The organism is Snodgrassella sp. W8158, from assembly GCF_016100435.1.
GTDB classification, from domain to species: Bacteria; Pseudomonadota; Gammaproteobacteria; order Burkholderiales; family Neisseriaceae; genus Snodgrassella; species Snodgrassella alvi.
In genome coordinates this window covers 835236-854145 of record NZ_JACFSM010000001.1, presented here as the reverse complement: position 1 = coordinate 854145, position 18910 = coordinate 835236, and the positions used below count along the sequence as shown (strand labels likewise).

The window sequence follows — 18910 nt, the reverse complement described above, 5'->3', positions numbered from 1 at the left end:
CAAAATCAGCTAGGTATTGTTAAGAAGTGTTCGCGATAATAAGCCATTTCCTCAATGCTTTCCTTAATATCATCCAGAGCCTGATGCGCACCTTTTTTACTGATGCCTTTGACAATGGCAGGATTCCAGCGTCTGGCCAATTCTTTAAGAGTAGAAACATCCAGATTGCGGTAATGGAAGTAAGCTTCCAGTCGCGGCATGTAGCGCACCATAAAGCGGCGATCCTGATGAATGGAATTGCCACACATTGGTGAGGCTTTTTCCGGTATCCACTCACTGATAAAAGCCAGCAATTTTTCTTCAGCCTCAGCTTCTGTTAACGTGGAAGCTTTTACTTTATCTACCAGACCAGTACGGGTATGCGTAGTGGTATTCCATTTATCCATATGATCGATAATGCTGTCTGGCTGATGAATTACCAGTACTTCAGACTGTGCGAGTATATTCAGGTCACTATCGGTAATGATCATGGCAACCTCTATAATACGGTCTGTATCCGGATTTAATCCGGTCATTTCCATATCCAGCCACGCAAGATTTTTAGCGTTTTGCATATCTTAATCTTGATTAATAATAAAATATGATTTTAGCTTCTTTCTGATAAGGCTGATAGGTTAAGCTGATTTTTTTACCTATATCTGGAGCTAAAATCAGGCAAAAGTAATAGTTTTAGGAGAACAGACTGAATTTCAATTATTCTAATTGAATAGATTTTATGTAATGTTGTAAGTAGTTTTGGATATTATCACAAGATAACATACAGTAATAAATATATTATTCAGTTAAATAATCATGTTAATTTTAAATAAAAGGATGTTTGTTCAGACACTTTTTAGCCAGTAACAGATAAACTCCGTTAAAATGATTATTTTCAGGTACAAAGTATTTTTATGGTGTTTTATCTTTCTGCCCAAACAATTTATATATTGTTTTTATTATTTTTCATCTGCAGCATATGTGGTCAGTTATATCTTTCGGTTCGCCAAAGTAAAGCTGTACTGGCACATCGTAGCTATGTTCCAGCGGCTTTTGTGCAAAGTGTGTCTCTGGCAGAGCATCAGAAAGCAGCGGATTATACTTTGGCCAAGCAGCGTCTGGCTCGTTATGAAATTCTGTTTCAGGCATTATTATTGCTAATATTCACACTTGGTGGCGGTCTTGATCTATTAGCGCATTTGAGTCAGAAATGGGTGCAGCACGATATTGCACAGGGAATTGTGCTTATTGGTCTGTTTGCTTTGGTTAATATGATTCTTGGCTGGCCGATCGCCTGGTACCGCAGTTTTTGTCTGGAGGCAAAATTTGGCTTTAACAAAATGACCATGGCTACTTTTATTGCTGATCAGTTTAAAGGTAGTCTTTTAGCTATTATTGTTGGCTTGCCCTTACTATATATTATTCTGTGGCTGATGCGGATTCTGATTGCAGCACACTGGTTTGGTGGCGCATGGTGGCTGGCTGTATGGCTGGTATGGGTCAGTTTTTCCTTGTTGCTGATGTGGGCTTTTCCAAAGTGGATTGCGCCGCTTTTCAATAAATTTGAACCGTTGAAAGATGATGCATTGCGAACCCGGATTGAAAACTTGTTACAGCGTACTGGTTTTCAGAGTGATGGTATTTTTGTAATGGATGGCTCCAGACGCAGTGGGCACGGTAATGCTTATTTTACCGGTCTGGGGAAACATAAGCGCATTGTATTTTTTGATACCTTGCTAAAAGATATGCAGATTAGTGAGGTTGAGGCTGTGCTGGCTCATGAGTTAGGTCATTTTGCTCACAAACATGTATTCAAACAAATGATTGTTACTTTTATACTGGCTCTGATTGTTTTTGCTGTTTTGGGCTGGCTATTACCTCAGACTGGTTTTTATACTGGTCTGGGTGTGCATGAAGTCAGTCATGCTATGGCTTTATTATTATTTATGCTGGTGCTGCCCGTATTTACTTTTCCGTTTTCACCATTGTCGAGTGTTTTGTCCCGTAAAAATGAATTTGAAGCAGACCGTTTTGCAGCAAAATATGCAAATGCCGATGATCTGATTCATGCTTTAACTAAACTTTATCGTACTAATGCCTCCAGTCTGGTTAGCGATATATGGTATTCGCGGTTTTATGATTCACATCCGGGAGCACGGGAACGTATTGCGGCATTACAAACAGCCGTAAAGGCAGACTGAGAATGGCGCAGCCTGCGAATGAATTATTAACAGCACAGATTATTACCAGTTTCGGGCGCCGCTTCATGGTGCGCACACATGCGGGTAAAACTTATGAAGCCACTACGCGAAAGAAAAGAGTTGATTTTGCTTGTGGTGATGAAGTCCATATTAGTCATATCAATCAGCAGCAGGCTGTAATTGAGGATTATTTACCCCGGCGCAGCCTGCTTTACCGGCAGGATGCTACGCGCAGTAAACTCATTGCGGCCAATGTTACCCTTATGCTAATCGTACTGGCTGCTGTACCGACTCCCAGTGAATTATTATTGCAGCGTGCATTACTGGCTGCAGAGGCTGAGGATATACCGCCACTGATTGTATTAAATAAGGCAGATTTACCACAAAATAAGCTTTGGCTCGAAAAATTGGCGTTTTATCAGAGTCTGGGTTATCAGGTAATCAATATTAGTGCCTTATATAATGTGGCTGAGCTGCGCCGGTATTTGCAGGAAGAGCGGGCAATCCTGTTAGGTCAGTCAGGTATGGGTAAATCAACTTTAACCAATGCATTACTGGGTAATGAACAGGCAAGGGTAGGTGATATCTCAGCGGCACTGGATTCAGGCCGTCACACCACGACTCATGCGCAATTATATGATCTGGATGCACACAGTCAGCTTATTGATTCGCCCGGATTGCAGGCATTTGGCTTACATCATTTGTTAGTTAGTAATCTGCTGCATTATTTCCCTGATATGCGTCAGTATATCGGAGAGTGCCGCTTTCATAATTGTACTCATCGTCAGGAACCGGGCTGTGCACTGAAACAGGCTGCGGCAGACGGGAAACTGAAGCCTGAGCGGCTTCAGTTTTTGCAAAGTATTACTGATGAATTAATCAGATAATATTTATATTCAGGCAGAGTAAAAATACCCGAAATCCAGACTAATAGTCATGTATAAGGCATAAACGTTGTTTTTTATCTAAAAATCCGTGCTTTACTTGCATAAAAAATTGATTCATGCAGAGTAAACATGGTATTATCGTCATCTTGCCGATTTTACGTCGGCAAGATTCTTTATTTGTGCGAGGCCAATCAATCGTAATTGGTCCCTTTATAAAAGGAAATAACTATGACTTTAGGTCTGGTTGGGCGCAAAGTAGGCATGACGCGCGTGTTCGATGAGAACGGCGCATCAGTTCCGGTAACTGTACTGGATATGTCTGCCAATCGCGTCACTCAACTCAAATCCGAAGCTACTGACGGCTACACTGCCGTACAGGTAACTTTTGGTCAGAAAAAAGCCAATCGCGTAAGCAAGGCACAGGCAGGTCATTTTGCCAAGGCAGGTGTTGAAGCCGGCCGTGGCTTGGTTGAATTTGCTGTTTCTGAAGAAAAACTGGCTGAATTGTCTGCCGGTGCTGAAATCAATGTCGGCATTTTTGCAGCAGGTCAGTTAATTGATGTCACTGGTACCAGTAAAGGTAAAGGCTTTTCTGGCACCATCAAACGTCACAATTTTGGTTCTCAGCGTGCTTCTCACGGTAACTCACGCTCTCATCGTGTGCCTGGTTCAACCGGTATGGCACAGGATCCGGGTCGCGTATTCCGTGGCAAACGTATGGCCGGACAGTACGGTAACGTTAAGTCCACCATTCAGAATCTGGAAATCGTACGCGTAGACACCGAACGTCAGTTATTGCTGGTAAAAGGTGCGGTGCCCGGTGCGGTTAACAGCGACGTTGTCGTGCGTCCGAGCGTGAAGGTAGGTGCGTAATGGAACTGAAATTAATTGATGCTCAGGGTCAGGTTGCAGGTGCAGTTGCTGCGTCTGACGCATTGTTTGCACGTGAATACAATGAAGATCTGGTTCACCAGCTGGTTACAGCTTTTCTGGCCAATGCCCGTTCCGGTAACCGTTCACAGTTAACCCGTGCCGAAGTAAAACACTCCACTAAAAAACCATGGCGTCAGAAAGGAACCGGCCGTGCTCGTTCCGGTATGACATCTTCTCCGCTGTGGCGCAGTGGTGGTCGTGCGTTCCCGAATAAACCAGATGAAAACTTTACCCAGAAAGTAAATCGTAAGATGTACCGTGCGGGTATGGCAGCCATTCTGTCTCAGCTGGTACGCGATGAACGCCTGTTTGTTATTGATGAACTGTCTGCTGCTACTCCTAAAACCAAAGCATTTGCTGAACAGGTTAAAAATCTGGGTATGGAGCAGGTATTGTTCATTACCAAACAGCTGGATGAAAACGTTTACTTGTCTAGCCGCAACCTGCCTAATGTACTGGTTCTGGAAGCACAGCAAACTGATCCGTACAATCTGTTACGCTTTAAGAAAGTGGTGCTTACCAAAGCAGCAGTTGCACAACTTGAGGAGCAATGGGTATGAATCAACAACGTTTAATGCAAGTGCTCTTGGCTCCTGTTGTTTCCGAAAAAAGCAACATGCTGGCTGAAAAACGCAACCAGATGACGTTTAGAGTATTGCCGAATGCCACTAAACCTGAAATTAAGGCAGCAGTGGAACTATTATTTAATGTGAAAGTGGATTCTGTAGCCACAACCATCATTAAAGGCAAAAACAAACGTTTTGGCCGTACCATCGGTAAGCGCAGCGATGTTAAGAAAGCTTATGTCAGCCTGGCGGCTGGACAGGAGCTGGATATTGAATCTGCTGCCGCTTCTGCAGATAAGGAATAAGCACTATGGCTATTGTTAAAATGAAGCCGACTTCTGCTGGCCGTCGCGGAATGGTACGCGTGGTTGCGGAAGGCTTGCATAAAGGTGCACCCTATGCACCATTATTAGAAAAACAGTCTTCAACTGCCGGTCGTAATCACGGCGGACGCATTACAACCCGTCATAAAGGTGGTGGTCACAAACACCATTACCGTATTGTTGACTTTAAACGTAATGATAAAGACGGTATCGCTGCTAAAGTAGAACGTATTGAGTACGATCCGAACCGTACCGCTCATATTGCGTTATTGTGTTTTGCAGATGGTGAACGCCGTTACATTATTGCGCCGCGTAATGTTCAGGTAGGTGCCGTATTGGTTTCCGGTTCTGAAGCTGCAATTAAAGCTGGTAATAATCTGCCAATCCGCAATATTCCGGTAGGTACAACTCTTCATTGTATCGAAATGAAACCGGGTAAAGGTGCACAGATTGCTCGTTCAGCCGGTGCATCTGCTGTATTGCTGGCAAAAGAAGGCGTATATGCACAGCTGCGTCTGCGTTCAGGTGAAGTACGTAAAATTCATGTTGACTGCCGTGCCACCATTGGTGAAGTAGGCAATGAAGAACAAAGCCTGCAAAAATTGGGTAAAGCCGGTGCTAAACGCTGGCGTGGTATTCGTCCGACCGTACGCGGTGTTGTGATGAACCCGGTTGACCACCCGCATGGTGGTGGTGAAGGTCGTACAGGTGAAGCTCGTGAACCGGTTAGCCCATGGGGTACACCGACTAAAGGCTATCGTACTCGTCGTAATAAACGCACGAACAATATGATTGTTCGCCGCCGTTACTCAAATAAAGGTTAACTGATATGGCTCGTTCATTAAAAAAAGGCCCATATGTCGACCTGCATTTACTGAAAAAGGTCGATGCGGCTCGTGCTAATAACGACAAACGCCCGATTAAAACCTGGTCACGTCGTTCCACTATTCTGCCTGATTTTATCGGTCTGACCATTGCTGTACACAACGGACGTACCCACGTGCCGGTATTTATCAGCGATAATATGGTTGGTCATAAGTTGGGTGAATTCTCATTGACCCGTACCTTCAAAGGCCATTTGGCTGATAAGAAGGCTAAAAAATAAGGGATAAAACATGAGAGTTAGTGCACAACACAAAAATGCCCGTATTTCAGCACAAAAAGCTCGTCTGGTAGCTGACTTGGTACGTGGCAAAGATATTGCCCAAGCGTTGAACATTTTGACATTCAGCCCGAAAAAGGGTGCTGAACTGATTAAAAAGGTACTGGAATCTGCAGTAGCCAATGCCGAACACAACGAAGGTGCTGATATCGATGAACTGAAAGTGGTTACTATTTATATCGACAAAGGTCCGAGTCTGAAACGTTTTCAGGCACGTGCTAAAGGTCGTGGTAACCGCATCGAAAAACAAACTTGTCACATCAACGTGATTGTAGGCAACTAAGGAAAAGCGATGGGACAAAAAATTAACCCTACAGGCTTTCGCCTGGCAGTGAATAAAGATTGGTCTTCCAAGTGGTTTGCCAAAAGCGGCGACTTTTCCAAAGTGCTGAAAGAAGATATTGACGTACGTCATTTTTTACGCAAACGTCTTGCAAATGCTTCTGTAGGTCGCGTGGTAATTGAACGCCCGGCAAAATCTGCACGTATTACCATTTACAGTGCCCGTCCTGGTATTGTAATCGGTAAAAAAGGTGAAGATATTGAAGTATTAAAACGTGATTTGCAGAAAATCATGGGCGTACCGGTGCATGTAAACATCGAAGAAATCCGTAAACCGGAAATCGATGCGCAAATTATTGCGGACAATATTGCCGGACAACTGGAAAAACGCGTTATGTTCCGTCGTGCCATGAAACGTGCTATGCAGAATGCTATGCGTGTTGGCGCCAAAGGCATCAAAATTATGTCTTCAGGTCGTCTGAACGGTATCGAAATTGCGCGTACCGAATGGTATCGTGAAGGTCGTGTGCCTTTACATACCCTGCGTGCCAATGTTGACTACGCTACCAGCGAAGCCAAAACTACATATGGCATTATCGGTATCAAAGTTTGGGTTTACAAAGGTGAACTGACGCCGGGTGAAATTCAGGCTAAGCCGGAACAGGACAAGAAACACAGCAGAAAGGCAGGTGGTCGAAATGCTGCAGCCAACTAGAATGAAATACCGCAAACAGCAAAAAGGCCGCAACACCGGTATTGCTACTCGTGGCAATAAAGTTAGCTTTGGTGATTTTGGTCTGAAAGCTGTGGGTCGCGGTCGTTTGACTGCACGCCAGATTGAGGCAGCACGTCGTGCAATGACCCGTCATATTAAACGTGGCGGTCGTATCTGGATTCGCGTATTCCCGGATAAACCTATTACTGAAAAACCAATTCAGGTTCGTATGGGTGGCGGTAAAGGTAATGTGGAATATTACATTGCTGAAATCCAGCCGGGCAAAATGCTCTACGAAATGGACGGTGTTGATGAAACATTGGCTCGTCAGGCTTTTGAACTGGCTGCAGCCAAATTGCCGATTCAGACTGTATTTGTTAAACGCCAGGTAGGTCAATAATGAAAACCAGTGAATTGAAAGACAAATCTGTTGAGCAGTTAAACGAAGAACTGGTTGGTCTGTTGAAAGCGCAGTTTGGTTTGCGTATGCAGCACGCCACCGGCCAGCTGGGTAAAAACAGTGAGCTGAAAAAAGTGCGTCGTAATATTGCTCGTGTAAAAACCATTTTGCATCAGAAGGATGGTGAATAATGACTGAAGCTAAAAACGTACGTACTTTGCAGGGCAAAGTCGTGAGCGACAAAATGGATAAAACTGTAACAGTATTGGTGGAACGTAAAGTGAAACACCCGCTGTATGGTAAAGTAATCCGTCGTTCTACTAAAATCCATGCGCACGATGAGCAAAACCAATACGGTATTGGTGACGTTGTTGTCATTTCCGAAGGTCGCCCGTTGTCAAAAACCAAAAGCTGGGTTGTAACTGAGCTGATTGAGAAAGCACGTAATGTGTAATTAACACAACAATGTGCTGCAATTAGGGAACGAAGTCTTGCGACAATCAGATATTGTCTGTAAACTTCGTTCCTTAACTTTCAGTTTCTTGAAAGTCTCCGGCAGTCGCCGGAACTCTCCCTTCGGGACCCAAGACTGGTTTACTAGAACCGTTAATGGTTTCAGACAGCTATTGAGTGGTAACAGGCTGACTGAAAGCGGTAAATTAAGTTGGATTTTTAAAGGTAATAACATGATTCAAATGCAGACCATCTTAGATGTGGCTGACAACTCTGGTGCGCGCCGCGTAATGTGCATCAAAGTATTAGGTGGATCTAAGCGTCGCTACGCATCTGTAGGCGACATTATTAAAGTGGCCGTAAAAGACGCAGCTCCCCGTGGTCGCGTTAAAAAGGGCGATGTATATAACGCTGTGGTAGTGCGTACAGCTAAAGGTGTACGTCGTAATGACGGAGCACTGATCAAATTTGATAACAATGCAGCCGTGCTGTTGAATACCAAACTGGAACCAATTGGTACCCGTATTTTTGGCCCGGTAACCCGTGAGCTACGTACTGAGCGATTCATGAAAATCGTTTCATTGGCTCCTGAAGTACTGTAAGTGAGGTTGCAATGAAAAAGATTAAAACTGGTGATCAGGTGATCATTATTGCCGGTAAAGATAAGGGCAAACAGGGTAAAGTAGTGCGTGTTTTGGGTGATAAAGTGATTGTTGACGGCGTAAATCGTGTTAAACGTCACCAGAAACCTAACCCCATGCGTGGGATTGAAGGTGGTGTAATCACCAAAGATGCGCCATTGGCTATTTCCAATGTGGCGATTTTCAATCCGGAAACCCAAAAAGCTGACCGCGTAGGTATCAAAGTAGAAACTGTAGACGGCAAAGTAGTGCGTACCCGTGTATATAAATCTACCGGTGCCGCCGTGGGAGCTTAAGGAGTAATCAATGGCTCGTTTAAAAGACTTTTATAACACTACTGTTGTTCCTGAGTTGACCAAACAGTTCGGTTACAAATCTATCATGGAAGTACCGCGTATTGAAAAAATTACCCTCAACATGGGTGTTGGTGAAGCGGTTGCCGATAAAAAAGTAATGGAACATGCAGTTGGTGATCTGGAAAAAATTGCTGGTCAGAAACCAGTAGTAACTGTAGCACGCAAGTCAATTGCAGGCTTTAAAATCCGTGATAATTACCCGATTGGCTGCAAAGTAACTTTGCGCCGTGATCGTATGTATGAATTTCTGGATCGTCTGATTGCAATCGCTTTGCCGCGTGTACGTGACTTCCGCGGTGTAAATGGTAAATCATTCGACGGTCGTGGTAATTACAACATGGGCGTGCGTGAACAAATTATTTTCCCGGAAATTGAATACGATAAAATTGATGCTTTGCGTGGTTTGAATATTACTATTACCACTACTGCCAAAACTGACGCAGAAGCCAAAGCACTGCTGTCTCTGTTCAAATTTCCGTTTAAGGGTTAATTATGGCTAAGAAAGCACTTATTAATCGTGAGCTGAAGCGTGAAGCTTTGGCAAAAAAATATGCTGCAAAGCGTGAAGCCATTTTCGCCATCATCAATGATGCTAACGCGACTGATGAAGAACATTTTCAGGCACGTCTGAAACTGCAGGCTATTCCGCGTAATGCTGCTCCGATTCGTCAACGTCGTCGCTGCGCTTTGACCGGTCGTCCGCGTGGTAATTTCCGTAAATTCGGCTTGGCCCGTACCAAAATCCGTGAAATCGCCATGCGTGGTGAAATTCCGGGTGTCATCAAAGCCAGCTGGTAATAGGAGTATAAAATATGAGTATGCATGATCCTATTTCCGATATGTTGACCCGTATTCGCAACGCTCAGCGTGCGAATAAAGTCTCTGTAAGTATGCCTTCTTCAAAACTGAAAGTAGCAATTGCCAAAGTTTTGAAAGAAGAAGGCTACGTAGAAGATTTCGCCGTATCTACTGAAACCAAGGCGACATTGGAAATACAATTGAAATACTATGCAGGTCAGCCGGTAATAGAGCGCATTCAGCGCGTATCACGTCCTGGTTTGCGTGTGTATAAAGGTTCCAACGACATTCCTTCTGTAATGAATGGTTTGGGCGTTGTGATTGTGAGCACTTCTAAAGGCGTAATGACTGACCGTAAAGCCCGTGCCAATGGTATTGGCGGTGAGTTATTGTGCGTAGTTGCCTAAGGAGAAAACATGTCTCGAATTGCAAAACATCCGGTAGTGGTTCCGGCTGGCGTTGACGTTAAGTTTTCTCCAGAGGCTATCATTGTTAAAGGTAAAAACGGCGAATTGTCTCTGCATCAGCACGCTGAAGTGAATGTAGCATTGAATGATGGTCAGCTGGTTGTTACCGCCAATGATAACAGTACAAAAGCAAATGCTTTATCCGGTACAGTTCGTGCTTTATTGCACAATATGGTTGTGGGCGTGAGCAATGGTTTTGAGAAAAAGCTGCAACTGATTGGTGTGGGTTATCGCGCTCAGGCTCAGGGTAAAGTATTGAATCTTTCTTTAGGTTACTCTCATCCGATTAACTACGAATTGCCTGAAGGTATTACTGCTACTACTCCTTCTGCTACCGAAGTAATCATTGCCGGTGCAGATAAACAGGTAGTAGGGCAGGTGGCCGCTGAAATTCGTGGATTCCGTCCGCCGGAACCTTATAAAGGTAAAGGTGTACGTTATGCTGATGAGCGTGTCGTTATTAAAGAAACCAAGAAAAAATAATTGAGGCTCACTGATGGATAAAAATGTAGCAAGACTGCGTCGAGCACGTAAAACCCGTGCCAAAATTGCAGCCCTGAACAAAGTGAGATTGTGCGTTTTCCGCACCAATAATCACATTTATGCCCAGGTTATTAGCGCTGAAGGTGACCGAGTACTGGCTCAGGCCTCTACTCTTGAGGCTGATGTTCGTGCCAGCATTAAATATGGTAGCAATGTAGATGCTGCTGTTGTAGTTGGCAAACGCATTGCTGAAAAAGCCAAAGCGGCCGGCATTGATGCAGTGGCTTTTGACCGTTCTGGTTTTCAATACCATGGTCGCGTTAAAGCCTTGGCTGAGGCAGCCCGTGAAAACGGTTTGAGCTTCTAATAAACTGGAGACCAGAAATATGGCAAAACACGAAACTGAAGAACGCGGTGACGGCCTGATTGAAAAAATGGTTGCCGTAAACCGTGTGACCAAAGTGGTTAAGGGTGGCCGCATTATGGCCTTCTCGGCTTTAACCGTAGTAGGTGATGGCGATGGTCGCATTGGTATGGGCAAAGGTAAATCTAAAGAAGTACCTGTGGCTGTACAGAAAGCTATGGATCAAGCCCGCCGCAATATGATCAAAGTGCCTTTAAATGGACGTACCATTCATCACGAAGTAATTGGTCGCCATGGTGCAACACGTGTATTCATGCAACCGGCCAAAGAAGGTAATGGTGTGAAAGCTGGTGGTCCAATGCGTTTGGTATTTGATGCAATGGGTATTCATAATATCTCTGCTAAAGTACATGGTTCAACCAATCCATACAACATTGTTCGCGCAACTCTGGACGGATTGTCTAAACTGTATACGCCGGCTGAGATTGCTGCTAAACGTGGCCTGACCGTAGAAGAAATTTTAGGAGCAGATCATGAGTGAGCAAAAAACCATACGCATTACACTGGTTAAAAGTCTGATTGGCACTATTGCTGCTCATCGTGCCTGCGCACGCGGTTTAGGCTTACGTCACCGCGAGCATACTGTTGAAGTGCTTGATACCCCCGAAAATCGTGGCATGATCAACAAAATCAGCTACCTTTTGAAAGTGGAGAAGTAACATGCTTTTGAATACCATTCAACCTGCTGAAGGTGCTAAACACGCGGCTCGCCGTGTAGGTCGTGGCATTGGCAGCGGTTTAGGCAAAACTTGTGGCCGAGGCCATAAGGGTCAGAAAAGCCGTAAAGGTGGTTATCATAAAGTCGGTTTCGAAGGCGGTCAGATGCCTTTGCAACGCCGTCTGCCGAAACGCGGTTTTAAATCTCTGACTGCTAATCTGAATGCAGAAGTGCGTTTAGATGAACTGGCTAAAATTGCAGTTGATGAAATTGATGTTTTAGTTCTGAAACAGGCAGGACTGGTGCCTGCTACTGCTCTGAATGTTAAAATTATTGCATCAGGCAGTATTGATAAGGCGGTAACTTTAAATGGTATTAAGGCCACCAAAGGTGCGCAACAGGCCATTGAAGCTGCCGGTGGTAAAGTAGCAGAATAAGGCAAGGACTCAAGTGGCTAATCCGCAATCCGCAACAGGACTTTCAAAGTTCGGTGATTTGAAAAATCGTCTGTTATTTTTACTTGGTGCGTTGGTTGTATTCCGCATCGGTTCACATATTCCAGTGCCCGGTGTGGATGGTGCTGCTTTGACCAAATTGTATGAAAGTGCCGGCGGAGGCATATTAAGTATGCTTAATATGTTTTCCGGCGGTTCTCTGCAACGGTTCAGTATTTTTGCAATAGGTGTGATGCCCTATATTTCAGCCTCAATTATTATTCAGCTTGCTTCTGAAATTATTCCTTCATTGAAGGCTTTAAAAAAAGAAGGTGAGGCGGGGCGCCGTACTTTGACCAAATATACCCGTTACGGTACTGTTTTGCTGGCCACTTTGCAAAGCTTTGGTGCTGCTGCATTTGTTTACCAGCAAAATGTAGTAGTTTCCGGTCAGATTGAGTTTTATTTCTCGACTATGGTTTGTCTGGTTACAGGAACCATGTTTCTGATGTGGCTGGGTGAACAAATTACTGAACGTGGTATAGGTAATGGTATTTCGCTGATTATTACCGCCGGTATTGCAGCCAGTCTGCCTGCCGGTATTGGTCGTTTGCTGACATTAACCAGTCAGGGATCAATTAGTTATCTGATGGCTGTTGCACTGATTGTTGGTGCGCTGACATTGATATATGCTGTTGTATATATTGAAAGTGCACAACGTAAAGTACCTGTGCAATATGCCAAACGTCAGGTAGGTAATCGTATTATGCAGGCGCAAAACTCTCATCTGCCGTTCAAACTGAATATGGCTGGGGTTATTCCGCCAATTTTTGCATCCAGTATTATTTTGTTTCCTTCTACTCTGTTAAGCTGGTTTGGTTCGGCAAATCCGGATAGTTGGTTACAGAAACTGGCTACATTATTGCAGCATGGTCAGCCTGTTTATATTTTGTTATTTGCAGCTACTATTATCTTCTTTTGTTATTTCTATACGGCTTTGGTGTTCAGTCCAAGGGAAATGGCAGAAAATCTGAAGAAAAGTGGTGCTTTCGTTCCAGGTATCCGGCCTGGTGAGCAAACCAGTCGTTATCTGGAGAAAGTTGTATTGCGTTTGACCTTTTGGGGCGCAATTTATATTGCTATCGTGTGCCTGATTCCGGAAGTGCTGACTTCTGCGATGAATGTACCTTTCTACCTAGGTGGCACCTCACTACTTATTCTGGTGGTGGTGACCATGGATTTTAAAACGCAAATCGCTTCTTACGTAATGAGCAGTCAGTATGAACATCTGATGAAGCGTTCTGCGATGAAATCATTATCATCACGTCGTTAAGTATTATGGCTAAAGAAGATACCATACAAATGCAGGGTGAAATTCTTGAAACCCTGCCCAACGCAACTTTTAAAGTTAAACTTGAAAACGATCATGTCGTTTTAGGTCATATCTCCGGAAAAATGCGCATGCATTACATTCGTATTTCACCCGGTGATAAAGTGACTGTGGAATTGACTCCGTACGATTTGACTCGTGCCCGCATCGTTTTCCGCGCCCGCTAAGAGTAGAAAGGAAATAATATGCGCGTTCAGCCATCGGTAAAGAAAATTTGCCGTAATTGTAAAATCATTCGTCGTAATCGTGTCGTACGCGTGATTTGTACTGACCCTCGTCATAAACAACGCCAAGGCTAATGGATAACCATAAGTCTTTGTGTTATAGTGACAGACTTTTGCCCTAAGGAAAAAATATGGCTCGTATTGCAGGGGTAAATATCCCTAACAATGCCCATATCGTAATTGGCCTTCAGGCTATTTATGGTATTGGTTCGTCTCGCGCTAAACTGGTTTGCGAAGCTGCCGGCGTTGTGCCGAGCACTAAAGTAAAAGATTTAGACGAGACTCAGCTTGATGCTTTGCGTGAACAGATTGCCAAATACCATGTGGAAGGTGATCTGCGCCGTGAAGTAACCATGAATATCAAACGTTTGATGGACATGGGCTGTTATCGTGGTCTGCGTCATCGTCGTGGTTTACCGTGCCGTGGTCAGCGTACCCGTACCAATGCGCGTACGCGTAAAGGTCCGCGTAAAGCGATCGCAGGCAAGAAATAATTGATAAGGAATAATAATGGCTAAAGCAAACACAGCTCGTGTGCGCAAGAAAGTACGTAAATCCGTAAGTGAAGGTATTGTGCATGTACATGCATCTTTCAATAATACCATCATTACTATCACTGACCGTCAGGGCAATGCATTATCTTGGGCTACCTCTGGCGGTGCTGGTTTTAAAGGTTCACGTAAGAGCACACCATTTGCCGCTCAGGTTGCGGCAGAAGCAGCTGGTAAAGTTGCCCAAGAGTATGGCGTAAAAAATCTGGAAGTTCGCATTAAAGGGCCGGGTCCTGGTCGCGAATCTTCTGTGCGTGCGCTCAACGCTCTTGGTTTCAAGATTACCAGTATTACAGACGTTACTCCATTGCCACACAATGGTTGTCGGCCACCTAAAAAACGTCGTATCTAACAGGAGTATTTGAGTATGGCACGTTATACCGGCCCGAAATGTAAATTAGCCCGTCGTGAGGGCACAGATCTGTTTCTGAAGAGTGCACGTCGCTCTCTGGATTCAAAATGTAAACTTGACTCTGCTCCCGGCCAGCATGGCGCAAAAAAACCGCGTTTGTCCGGCTATGGTCTGCAATTACGTGAAAAACAGAAAATCCGCCGTATTTACGGTGTGTTAGAACGTCAGTTCCGCCGTTATTTTGCTGAAGCAGCCCGTCGTAAAGGTTCGACTGGTGAATTGCTGCTTCAGTTGTTGGAATCTCGTTTAGACAACGTGGTATACCGTATGGGGTTTGGCTCTACTCGTGCTGAAGCCCGTCAGTTGGTATCTCACAAAGCCATTACTGTGAACGGTCAGGTTGTAAACATCCCTTCTTTTCAAGTGAAAGCTGGTGATGTGGTTGCTGTTCGCGAAAAAGCCAAAAAACAGGTGCGAATTCAGGAAGCATTCAGTCTTGCCAGCCAGATCGGTTTACCAAGCTGGGTTTCTGTTGAAGAAGGCAAGCTGGAAGGTGTTTTCAAAAACATGCCAGATCGCACTGAATTGAGTGGCGATATTAATGAACAGCTGGTGGTAGAGTTTTACTCTAAATAAAGCTGGTTAAGTGAGGACAGTTAAATGCAAAACACATCCGAATTCTTGAAGCCACGTCAAATTGACGTTGACACCTTGTCTGCTACCCGTGCCAAAGTGTCTATGGAGCCTTTTGAACGTGGTTTCGGCCATACCTTGGGTAATGCTTTGCGTCGTATCTTACTGTCATCAATGAATGGTTATGCGTCGACAGAAGTAACGATTGAAGGCGTATTGCATGAATATTCTACACTTGACAGCGTTCAGGAGGATGTTGTTGATATTCTGCTGAACCTGAAAGGTGTAGTATTTAAAGTGCATGGCCGCACAGAAGTAACTTTAAGTTTGAAAAAATCAGGTGCTGGTGTTGTTACCGCAGCTGATATTGAGTTACCTCATGATGTCGAAATTGTTAACCCTGATCATGTTATCTGCCACCTGTCTGAAGGTGGTAGTATCAATATGGAAATTAAGGTTGAACAAGGCAGAGGTTATGAATCTGTGTCAGGTCGTCGTAATAAAGACGACCACAAACGTATCGGCGCTATTCAACTAGATGCAAGCTTTTCGCCTATCAGTCGTGTCAGCTTTGAAGTAGAACCTGCTCGTGTTGAGCAGCGTACTGATTTAGATCGTCTGGTTTTAGATATTGAAACCAACGGTGCTATTGACCCTGAAGAAGCAGTTCGCAATGCGGCCTGTATTTTGATTGATCAAATGTCAATTTTTGCAGATTTACAGGGTACTCCAGTTACCGTGGTAGAAGAGAAAGAACCACCGATTGATCCGATTCTGCTTCGTCCAGTTGATGATCTGGAGTTGACCGTTCGTTCAGCAAACTGCTTGAAAGCTGAAGATATTTACTATATTGGCGATTTGATTCAACGCACAGAGACTGAATTGTTGAAAACCCCGAATCTGGGTAGAAAATCTCTGAACGAAATCAAGGAAGTCCTGGCTTCCAAAGGATTGACGTTGGGTTCAAAACTGGAAGCCTGGCCGCCGGCCAGTCTGGAAAAGCCACAAGTTTGATGATTAAAGGATAATGACATGCGTCATCGTAATGGTAACCGCAAATTAAATCGCACCAGCAGTCATCGCGCTGCTATGTTGCGTAATATGGCCAATTCTTTATTGACTCACGAAACAATTGTAACTACTTTGCCGAAAGCAAAAGAGTTGCGTCGTGTAGCTGAACCATTGATTACTTTAGGTAAAAAGCCTTCACTGGCTAATCATCGTTTAGCTTTTAATCGTACACGTGATCGTGATGTTGTTGTTAAATTATTCAATGAGTTAGGCCCGCGCTTTGCTAATCGGAATGGTGGCTATCTGCGCATATTGAAGTATGGCTTCCGTAAAGGCGATAATGCTCCGCTGGCTCTGGTTGAGTTGGTTGAGAAAGCACCTGAATCTGAAGCTGTAGCTGAGTAATCAGGCTTCACGAACAAGCCAGCCATTAGGCTGGCTTGTTTCATTTTGATTTTTTGCTTTATGGTTTTGTGAATAGTTTGAAAATGTATATTTATTTAGTTGTCGTGATGTAGTAATTCAGTATATATCTATAAATTTTAATAGGTACGATTCACTACTTTTTTCATCATTGAGTAAGTTTGGTTTTTTGTTATGATGCCGAAAATATAGTTATTTTAGGAATTAATCAATACACAAATAAAAAGCTGATTTTTGAACCGAATTTAAACTACTTGTTTAGTGTAAGTTTATTACCGTAATTCTATTTAAATACATTTGTTTGATTTAATAAGTTTGTATTTACTGTTTTAGCTTTTCAGAATTCGTTTTTCTTAAAAAGCTGCTGTTTATCTCTCTTCTGCGTATAATTATTGACGCTTAGCTGACTATTGTTATTTAAGGAGAAATCATGAAATATTTACGTTTAGTATTGTTGAGCCTGATTTTTTTATCCTCTTCATTAGTATGGGCAGGTCGTGTTTTACCTAATGATATTCATATAGTTGTATTGAAACAAGCAGAAGGACAGCAGGTTGTATTAGGAACGGCAAAAAAAGCATGGTTACGTACGTTAAGTTTGGGCTTAGTTAAAGGTAATAAAACATTTCAATTAAGCAGGGGAGTACGTATACATGATACAAATAATCGTTTTGTTACGTATAACAATTTGTACAAATTTAAGAATGCAACGATAGCAGTGCGGGTTGACAGAGCAAATCAGATTCAGGAAATCTGGGTACTGACTGATGAAGAGCAGGACGCATTAGTGAGACCCAATAATCCGCAGGTTGAATAATTATTGTAGGTGTTATGAAAAAAGTATTTATACGAACCTTTGGTTGTCAGATGAATGAATACGACAGTGAAAAAATGCTGTCTGTCCTGGCAGAAGGGCAACCTTTAGAACGAACTGACAGGGCTGAAGATGCAGATATTATTCTTTTTAATACCTGTTCGGTTCGGGAAAAGGCTCAGGAAAAAGTATTTTCAGATTTGGGTCGTATCCGACCTTTGAAAGTTAAAAATCCGGATTTAATTATCGGTGTCGGTGGTTGTGTGGCTTCACAAGAAGGTGAGGCAATTATTCAGCGCGCACCTTATGTGGATGTGGTTTTCGGTCCTCAGACTTTGCATCGTTTACCACAAATGATTCTTGATAAGGAAACCAGTGGTCTGTCACAGGTAGATATTTCTTTTCCGGAAATAGAAAAATTTGATCATTTACCGCCTGCACGTGTTGAAGGTGGAGCAGCGTTCGTATCTATTATGGAAGGCTGTTCCAAATATTGCAGTTTTTGTGTTGTACCCTACACGCGCGGAGAGGAATTTTCACGTCCACTTGACGATGTGCTTACTGAAATTGCCGGTCTGGCACAACAGGGTGTCAAAGAAATTAATCTGCTGGGACAAAACGTAAACGCCTATCGCGGCGATATGGGTGATGGTGAAATCTGTGATTTCGCAACGTTGCTGCGCATAGTGCATGAGATACCCGGTATTGAACGCATGCGCTTTACGACTAGCCACCCGCGTGAATTTTCTGATGCAATCATTGAGTGTTATCGTGATTTACCTAAGCTGGTATCACATTTGCATCTTCCGGTACAGTCTGGTTCCGACCGTGTTTTAATGGCAATGAAACGTGGCTATACAGCCTTAGAGTATAAACATATTATCCGTAAGTTGCGGGCTATCCGGCCGGATTTATGTTTAAGTTCAGACTTTATTGTTGGCTTTCCGGGAGAAACTGAGCGTGAGTTTGAGCAAACTCTGAAGTTAGTACAAGACCTGGCTTTTGATTTAAGCTTTGTATTTATCTATAGTCCGCGTCCGGGAACACCGGCAGCAAATTTACCGGATGATACTCCTCATGCTGAAAAAGTACGTCGTCTGGAAGCATTAAATACAGTGATTGAAGCTGAGACAGCGCGTATTAATCAATCTATGCTTGGCAGTGTACAGCGCTGTCTTGTAGAAGGTGTGTCTAAAAAAGATCCTGATCAGTTACAGGCGCGTACAGCAAATAACCGGGTAGTTAATTTTACAGGGCATCCTCGTCTGATTAATCAGATGGTAGAGCTGGAAATCACTCAGGCACATACTTTTTCTTTACGCGGAAAAATGGTTTTAGCCGATTAAGTGATTA

The 18910-nt window shown here is 43.6% G+C and carries 33 protein-coding genes; 32 read left to right on the top strand and 1 reads right to left on the bottom strand.

The features are described 5' to 3' along the window. Positions 1-5 precede the first annotated feature (5 nt). The gene (gene orn, locus H3V11_RS03795) at positions 6-554 is read right to left on the bottom strand and encodes an oligoribonuclease (RefSeq protein WP_078475446.1); all 549 of its coding nucleotides are present in this window, start codon (positions 552-554) and stop codon (positions 6-8) included. Positions 555-890: 336 nt separating this feature from the next. Here orn and H3V11_RS03790 point away from each other — a divergent pair, with 336 nt between their 5' ends. From H3V11_RS03790 to miaB, 32 genes are all read left to right on the top strand, one after another. Next, positions 891-2177 carry a M48 family metallopeptidase gene (locus tag H3V11_RS03790; RefSeq protein ID WP_110414716.1) on the top strand — a complete coding sequence of 429 codons (1287 nt, stop codon included), beginning with the start codon at positions 891-893 and terminating at the stop codon, positions 2175-2177. A 2-nt stretch (positions 2178-2179) separates the two neighbouring features. Then, positions 2180-3064: a ribosome small subunit-dependent GTPase A gene (rsgA, locus tag H3V11_RS03785; RefSeq protein ID WP_198223624.1), complete on the top strand. Its 885-nt coding sequence runs from the start codon at positions 2180-2182 to the stop codon at positions 3062-3064. 228 nt (positions 3065-3292) lie between these two features. After that, positions 3293-3937: a 50S ribosomal protein L3 gene (rplC, locus tag H3V11_RS03780; protein ID WP_037394597.1), complete on the top strand. Its 645-nt coding sequence runs from the start codon at positions 3293-3295 to the stop codon at positions 3935-3937. Then, positions 3937-4557, top strand: a complete 621-nt coding sequence (gene rplD / locus H3V11_RS03775; protein WP_025331819.1) for a 50S ribosomal protein L4 — start codon at positions 3937-3939, stop codon at positions 4555-4557. Before rplC ends, rplD begins: the two co-directional genes overlap by 1 nt. After that, positions 4554-4868 carry a 50S ribosomal protein L23 gene (gene rplW, locus H3V11_RS03770; protein ID WP_025331706.1) on the top strand — a complete coding sequence of 105 codons (315 nt, stop codon included), beginning with the start codon at positions 4554-4556 and terminating at the stop codon, positions 4866-4868. Before rplD ends, rplW begins: the two co-directional genes overlap by 4 nt. Positions 4869-4873: 5 nt before the next feature. Continuing rightward, positions 4874-5710, top strand: a complete 837-nt coding sequence (gene rplB, locus H3V11_RS03765) for a 50S ribosomal protein L2 (protein ID WP_037394606.1) — start codon at positions 4874-4876, stop codon at positions 5708-5710. Between the two features lie 5 nt (positions 5711-5715). Continuing rightward, positions 5716-5991, top strand: a complete 276-nt coding sequence (rpsS, locus tag H3V11_RS03760) for a 30S ribosomal protein S19 (protein WP_025331704.1) — start codon at positions 5716-5718, stop codon at positions 5989-5991. Between the two features lie 10 nt (positions 5992-6001). Then, entirely contained in the window at positions 6002-6331 is a 330-nt protein-coding gene (gene rplV, locus H3V11_RS03755; protein ID WP_037394611.1) for a 50S ribosomal protein L22, read from the top strand. Positions 6332-6340: 9 nt separating this feature from the next. Next, positions 6341-7045 carry a 30S ribosomal protein S3 gene (gene rpsC, locus H3V11_RS03750; RefSeq protein WP_037394614.1) on the top strand — a complete coding sequence of 235 codons (705 nt, stop codon included), beginning with the start codon at positions 6341-6343 and terminating at the stop codon, positions 7043-7045. Then, a complete protein-coding gene (gene rplP / locus H3V11_RS03745; RefSeq protein ID WP_037394618.1) occupies positions 7029-7445 on the top strand; it encodes a 50S ribosomal protein L16 in 417 nt (138 codons plus the stop codon). The genes rpsC and rplP overlap by 17 nt, the downstream gene beginning before the upstream one ends. Next, entirely contained in the window at positions 7445-7636 is a 192-nt protein-coding gene (rpmC, locus tag H3V11_RS03740) for a 50S ribosomal protein L29 (protein WP_025331702.1), read from the top strand. Before rplP ends, rpmC begins: the two co-directional genes overlap by 1 nt. Beyond that, positions 7636-7899 (top strand): 30S ribosomal protein S17, encoded by a 264-nt coding sequence (rpsQ, locus tag H3V11_RS03735; protein ID WP_025331701.1) that lies wholly within the window; start codon positions 7636-7638, stop codon positions 7897-7899. Before rpmC ends, rpsQ begins: the two co-directional genes overlap by 1 nt. 232 nt (positions 7900-8131) lie before the next feature. Beyond that, positions 8132-8500: a 50S ribosomal protein L14 gene (rplN, locus tag H3V11_RS03730; RefSeq protein WP_025331700.1), complete on the top strand. Its 369-nt coding sequence runs from the start codon at positions 8132-8134 to the stop codon at positions 8498-8500. An 11-nt stretch (positions 8501-8511) separates the two neighbouring features. Then, positions 8512-8835 (top strand): 50S ribosomal protein L24, encoded by a 324-nt coding sequence (rplX, locus tag H3V11_RS03725; protein ID WP_025331699.1) that lies wholly within the window; start codon positions 8512-8514, stop codon positions 8833-8835. 10 nt (positions 8836-8845) lie between these two features. After that, positions 8846-9385 carry a 50S ribosomal protein L5 gene (gene rplE / locus H3V11_RS03720; RefSeq protein ID WP_025331698.1) on the top strand — a complete coding sequence of 180 codons (540 nt, stop codon included), beginning with the start codon at positions 8846-8848 and terminating at the stop codon, positions 9383-9385. 2 nt (positions 9386-9387) lie between these two features. Further along, complete coding sequence (gene rpsN, locus H3V11_RS03715) at positions 9388-9693, top strand: 30S ribosomal protein S14 (protein ID WP_025331697.1); 306 nt, start codon at positions 9388-9390, stop codon at positions 9691-9693. Positions 9694-9707: 14 nt separating this feature from the next. After that, positions 9708-10100 carry a 30S ribosomal protein S8 gene (gene rpsH / locus H3V11_RS03710; protein ID WP_084564662.1) on the top strand — a complete coding sequence of 131 codons (393 nt, stop codon included), beginning with the start codon at positions 9708-9710 and terminating at the stop codon, positions 10098-10100. 9 nt (positions 10101-10109) lie between these two features. Beyond that, positions 10110-10643 (top strand): 50S ribosomal protein L6, encoded by a 534-nt coding sequence (gene rplF / locus H3V11_RS03705; protein ID WP_025331695.1) that lies wholly within the window; start codon positions 10110-10112, stop codon positions 10641-10643. Positions 10644-10656: 13 nt separating this feature from the next. Then, a complete protein-coding gene (rplR, locus tag H3V11_RS03700; RefSeq protein WP_025331694.1) occupies positions 10657-11010 on the top strand; it encodes a 50S ribosomal protein L18 in 354 nt (117 codons plus the stop codon). Between the two features lie 19 nt (positions 11011-11029). Continuing rightward, entirely contained in the window at positions 11030-11548 is a 519-nt protein-coding gene (rpsE, locus tag H3V11_RS03695; protein ID WP_025331693.1) for a 30S ribosomal protein S5, read from the top strand. Beyond that, on the top strand, positions 11541-11726 hold the full coding sequence (gene rpmD, locus H3V11_RS03690) for a 50S ribosomal protein L30 (protein WP_025331692.1): 186 nt from the start codon (positions 11541-11543) through the stop codon (positions 11724-11726). Before rpsE ends, rpmD begins: the two co-directional genes overlap by 8 nt. A 1-nt stretch (position 11727) precedes the next feature. Then, on the top strand, positions 11728-12162 hold the full coding sequence (rplO, locus tag H3V11_RS03685; RefSeq protein ID WP_025331691.1) for a 50S ribosomal protein L15: 435 nt from the start codon (positions 11728-11730) through the stop codon (positions 12160-12162). 13 nt (positions 12163-12175) lie between these two features. Next, a complete protein-coding gene (gene secY / locus H3V11_RS03680) occupies positions 12176-13492 on the top strand; it encodes a preprotein translocase subunit SecY (RefSeq protein WP_198223623.1) in 1317 nt (438 codons plus the stop codon). A gap of 5 nt (positions 13493-13497) precedes the next feature. After that, positions 13498-13716 carry a translation initiation factor IF-1 gene (gene infA / locus H3V11_RS03675; protein ID WP_003684714.1) on the top strand — a complete coding sequence of 73 codons (219 nt, stop codon included), beginning with the start codon at positions 13498-13500 and terminating at the stop codon, positions 13714-13716. An 18-nt stretch (positions 13717-13734) separates the two neighbouring features. After that, positions 13735-13848, top strand: coding sequence for a 50S ribosomal protein L36 (gene rpmJ / locus H3V11_RS03670; protein WP_003697674.1), 114 nt, complete (start codon positions 13735-13737; stop codon positions 13846-13848). Positions 13849-13904: 56 nt separating this feature from the next. Next, positions 13905-14267 (top strand): 30S ribosomal protein S13, encoded by a 363-nt coding sequence (gene rpsM, locus H3V11_RS03665; RefSeq protein WP_025331689.1) that lies wholly within the window; start codon positions 13905-13907, stop codon positions 14265-14267. Positions 14268-14283: 16 nt separating this feature from the next. Beyond that, positions 14284-14676 (top strand): 30S ribosomal protein S11, encoded by a 393-nt coding sequence (gene rpsK, locus H3V11_RS03660; RefSeq protein ID WP_025331688.1) that lies wholly within the window; start codon positions 14284-14286, stop codon positions 14674-14676. A gap of 15 nt (positions 14677-14691) precedes the next feature. Next, the gene (gene rpsD, locus H3V11_RS03655; RefSeq protein ID WP_025331687.1) at positions 14692-15312 is read left to right on the top strand and encodes a 30S ribosomal protein S4; all 621 of its coding nucleotides are present in this window, start codon (positions 14692-14694) and stop codon (positions 15310-15312) included. Positions 15313-15336: 24 nt separating this feature from the next. After that, on the top strand, positions 15337-16323 hold the full coding sequence (gene rpoA / locus H3V11_RS03650) for a DNA-directed RNA polymerase subunit alpha (protein WP_025331686.1): 987 nt from the start codon (positions 15337-15339) through the stop codon (positions 16321-16323). Between the two features lie 18 nt (positions 16324-16341). Then, complete coding sequence (gene rplQ / locus H3V11_RS03645; RefSeq protein WP_025331685.1) at positions 16342-16725, top strand: 50S ribosomal protein L17; 384 nt, start codon at positions 16342-16344, stop codon at positions 16723-16725. 448 nt (positions 16726-17173) lie between these two features. Further along, complete coding sequence (locus H3V11_RS03640; RefSeq protein WP_025331684.1) at positions 17174-17560, top strand: hypothetical protein; 387 nt, start codon at positions 17174-17176, stop codon at positions 17558-17560. 14 nt (positions 17561-17574) lie between these two features. Next, positions 17575-18903 carry a tRNA (N6-isopentenyl adenosine(37)-C2)-methylthiotransferase MiaB gene (gene miaB, locus H3V11_RS03635; protein ID WP_198223622.1) on the top strand — a complete coding sequence of 443 codons (1329 nt, stop codon included), beginning with the start codon at positions 17575-17577 and terminating at the stop codon, positions 18901-18903. The last annotated feature ends 7 nt before the right edge of the window (positions 18904-18910 follow it).

What these genes read in the sequence shown, in the direction of transcription:
- orn (WP_078475446.1), bottom strand. Translation starts at nt 554, where the DNA reads ATGCAAAACGCTAAAAATCTTGCGTGGCTGGATATGGAAATGACCGGA.
- H3V11_RS03790 (WP_110414716.1), top strand. Translation starts at nt 891, where the DNA reads ATGGTGTTTTATCTTTCTGCCCAAACAATTTATATATTGTTTTTATTA.
- rsgA (WP_198223624.1), top strand. Translation starts at nt 2,180, where the DNA reads ATGGCGCAGCCTGCGAATGAATTATTAACAGCACAGATTATTACCAGT.
- rplC (WP_037394597.1), top strand. Translation starts at nt 3,293, where the DNA reads ATGACTTTAGGTCTGGTTGGGCGCAAAGTAGGCATGACGCGCGTGTTC.
- rplD (WP_025331819.1), top strand. Translation starts at nt 3,937, where the DNA reads ATGGAACTGAAATTAATTGATGCTCAGGGTCAGGTTGCAGGTGCAGTT.
- rplW (WP_025331706.1), top strand. Translation starts at nt 4,554, where the DNA reads ATGAATCAACAACGTTTAATGCAAGTGCTCTTGGCTCCTGTTGTTTCC.
- rplB (WP_037394606.1), top strand. Translation starts at nt 4,874, where the DNA reads ATGGCTATTGTTAAAATGAAGCCGACTTCTGCTGGCCGTCGCGGAATG.
- rpsS (WP_025331704.1), top strand. Translation starts at nt 5,716, where the DNA reads ATGGCTCGTTCATTAAAAAAAGGCCCATATGTCGACCTGCATTTACTG.
- rplV (WP_037394611.1), top strand. Translation starts at nt 6,002, where the DNA reads ATGAGAGTTAGTGCACAACACAAAAATGCCCGTATTTCAGCACAAAAA.
- rpsC (WP_037394614.1), top strand. Translation starts at nt 6,341, where the DNA reads ATGGGACAAAAAATTAACCCTACAGGCTTTCGCCTGGCAGTGAATAAA.
- rplP (WP_037394618.1), top strand. Translation starts at nt 7,029, where the DNA reads ATGCTGCAGCCAACTAGAATGAAATACCGCAAACAGCAAAAAGGCCGC.
- rpmC (WP_025331702.1), top strand. Translation starts at nt 7,445, where the DNA reads ATGAAAACCAGTGAATTGAAAGACAAATCTGTTGAGCAGTTAAACGAA.
- rpsQ (WP_025331701.1), top strand. Translation starts at nt 7,636, where the DNA reads ATGACTGAAGCTAAAAACGTACGTACTTTGCAGGGCAAAGTCGTGAGC.
- rplN (WP_025331700.1), top strand. Translation starts at nt 8,132, where the DNA reads ATGATTCAAATGCAGACCATCTTAGATGTGGCTGACAACTCTGGTGCG.
- rplX (WP_025331699.1), top strand. Translation starts at nt 8,512, where the DNA reads ATGAAAAAGATTAAAACTGGTGATCAGGTGATCATTATTGCCGGTAAA.
- rplE (WP_025331698.1), top strand. Translation starts at nt 8,846, where the DNA reads ATGGCTCGTTTAAAAGACTTTTATAACACTACTGTTGTTCCTGAGTTG.
- rpsN (WP_025331697.1), top strand. Translation starts at nt 9,388, where the DNA reads ATGGCTAAGAAAGCACTTATTAATCGTGAGCTGAAGCGTGAAGCTTTG.
- rpsH (WP_084564662.1), top strand. Translation starts at nt 9,708, where the DNA reads ATGAGTATGCATGATCCTATTTCCGATATGTTGACCCGTATTCGCAAC.
- rplF (WP_025331695.1), top strand. Translation starts at nt 10,110, where the DNA reads ATGTCTCGAATTGCAAAACATCCGGTAGTGGTTCCGGCTGGCGTTGAC.
- rplR (WP_025331694.1), top strand. Translation starts at nt 10,657, where the DNA reads ATGGATAAAAATGTAGCAAGACTGCGTCGAGCACGTAAAACCCGTGCC.
- rpsE (WP_025331693.1), top strand. Translation starts at nt 11,030, where the DNA reads ATGGCAAAACACGAAACTGAAGAACGCGGTGACGGCCTGATTGAAAAA.
- rpmD (WP_025331692.1), top strand. Translation starts at nt 11,541, where the DNA reads ATGAGTGAGCAAAAAACCATACGCATTACACTGGTTAAAAGTCTGATT.
- rplO (WP_025331691.1), top strand. Translation starts at nt 11,728, where the DNA reads ATGCTTTTGAATACCATTCAACCTGCTGAAGGTGCTAAACACGCGGCT.
- infA (WP_003684714.1), top strand. Translation starts at nt 13,498, where the DNA reads ATGGCTAAAGAAGATACCATACAAATGCAGGGTGAAATTCTTGAAACC.
- rpmJ (WP_003697674.1), top strand. Translation starts at nt 13,735, where the DNA reads ATGCGCGTTCAGCCATCGGTAAAGAAAATTTGCCGTAATTGTAAAATC.
- rpsM (WP_025331689.1), top strand. Translation starts at nt 13,905, where the DNA reads ATGGCTCGTATTGCAGGGGTAAATATCCCTAACAATGCCCATATCGTA.
- rpsK (WP_025331688.1), top strand. Translation starts at nt 14,284, where the DNA reads ATGGCTAAAGCAAACACAGCTCGTGTGCGCAAGAAAGTACGTAAATCC.
- rpsD (WP_025331687.1), top strand. Translation starts at nt 14,692, where the DNA reads ATGGCACGTTATACCGGCCCGAAATGTAAATTAGCCCGTCGTGAGGGC.
- rpoA (WP_025331686.1), top strand. Translation starts at nt 15,337, where the DNA reads ATGCAAAACACATCCGAATTCTTGAAGCCACGTCAAATTGACGTTGAC.
- rplQ (WP_025331685.1), top strand. Translation starts at nt 16,342, where the DNA reads ATGCGTCATCGTAATGGTAACCGCAAATTAAATCGCACCAGCAGTCAT.
- H3V11_RS03640 (WP_025331684.1), top strand. Translation starts at nt 17,174, where the DNA reads ATGAAATATTTACGTTTAGTATTGTTGAGCCTGATTTTTTTATCCTCT.
- miaB (WP_198223622.1), top strand. Translation starts at nt 17,575, where the DNA reads ATGAAAAAAGTATTTATACGAACCTTTGGTTGTCAGATGAATGAATAC.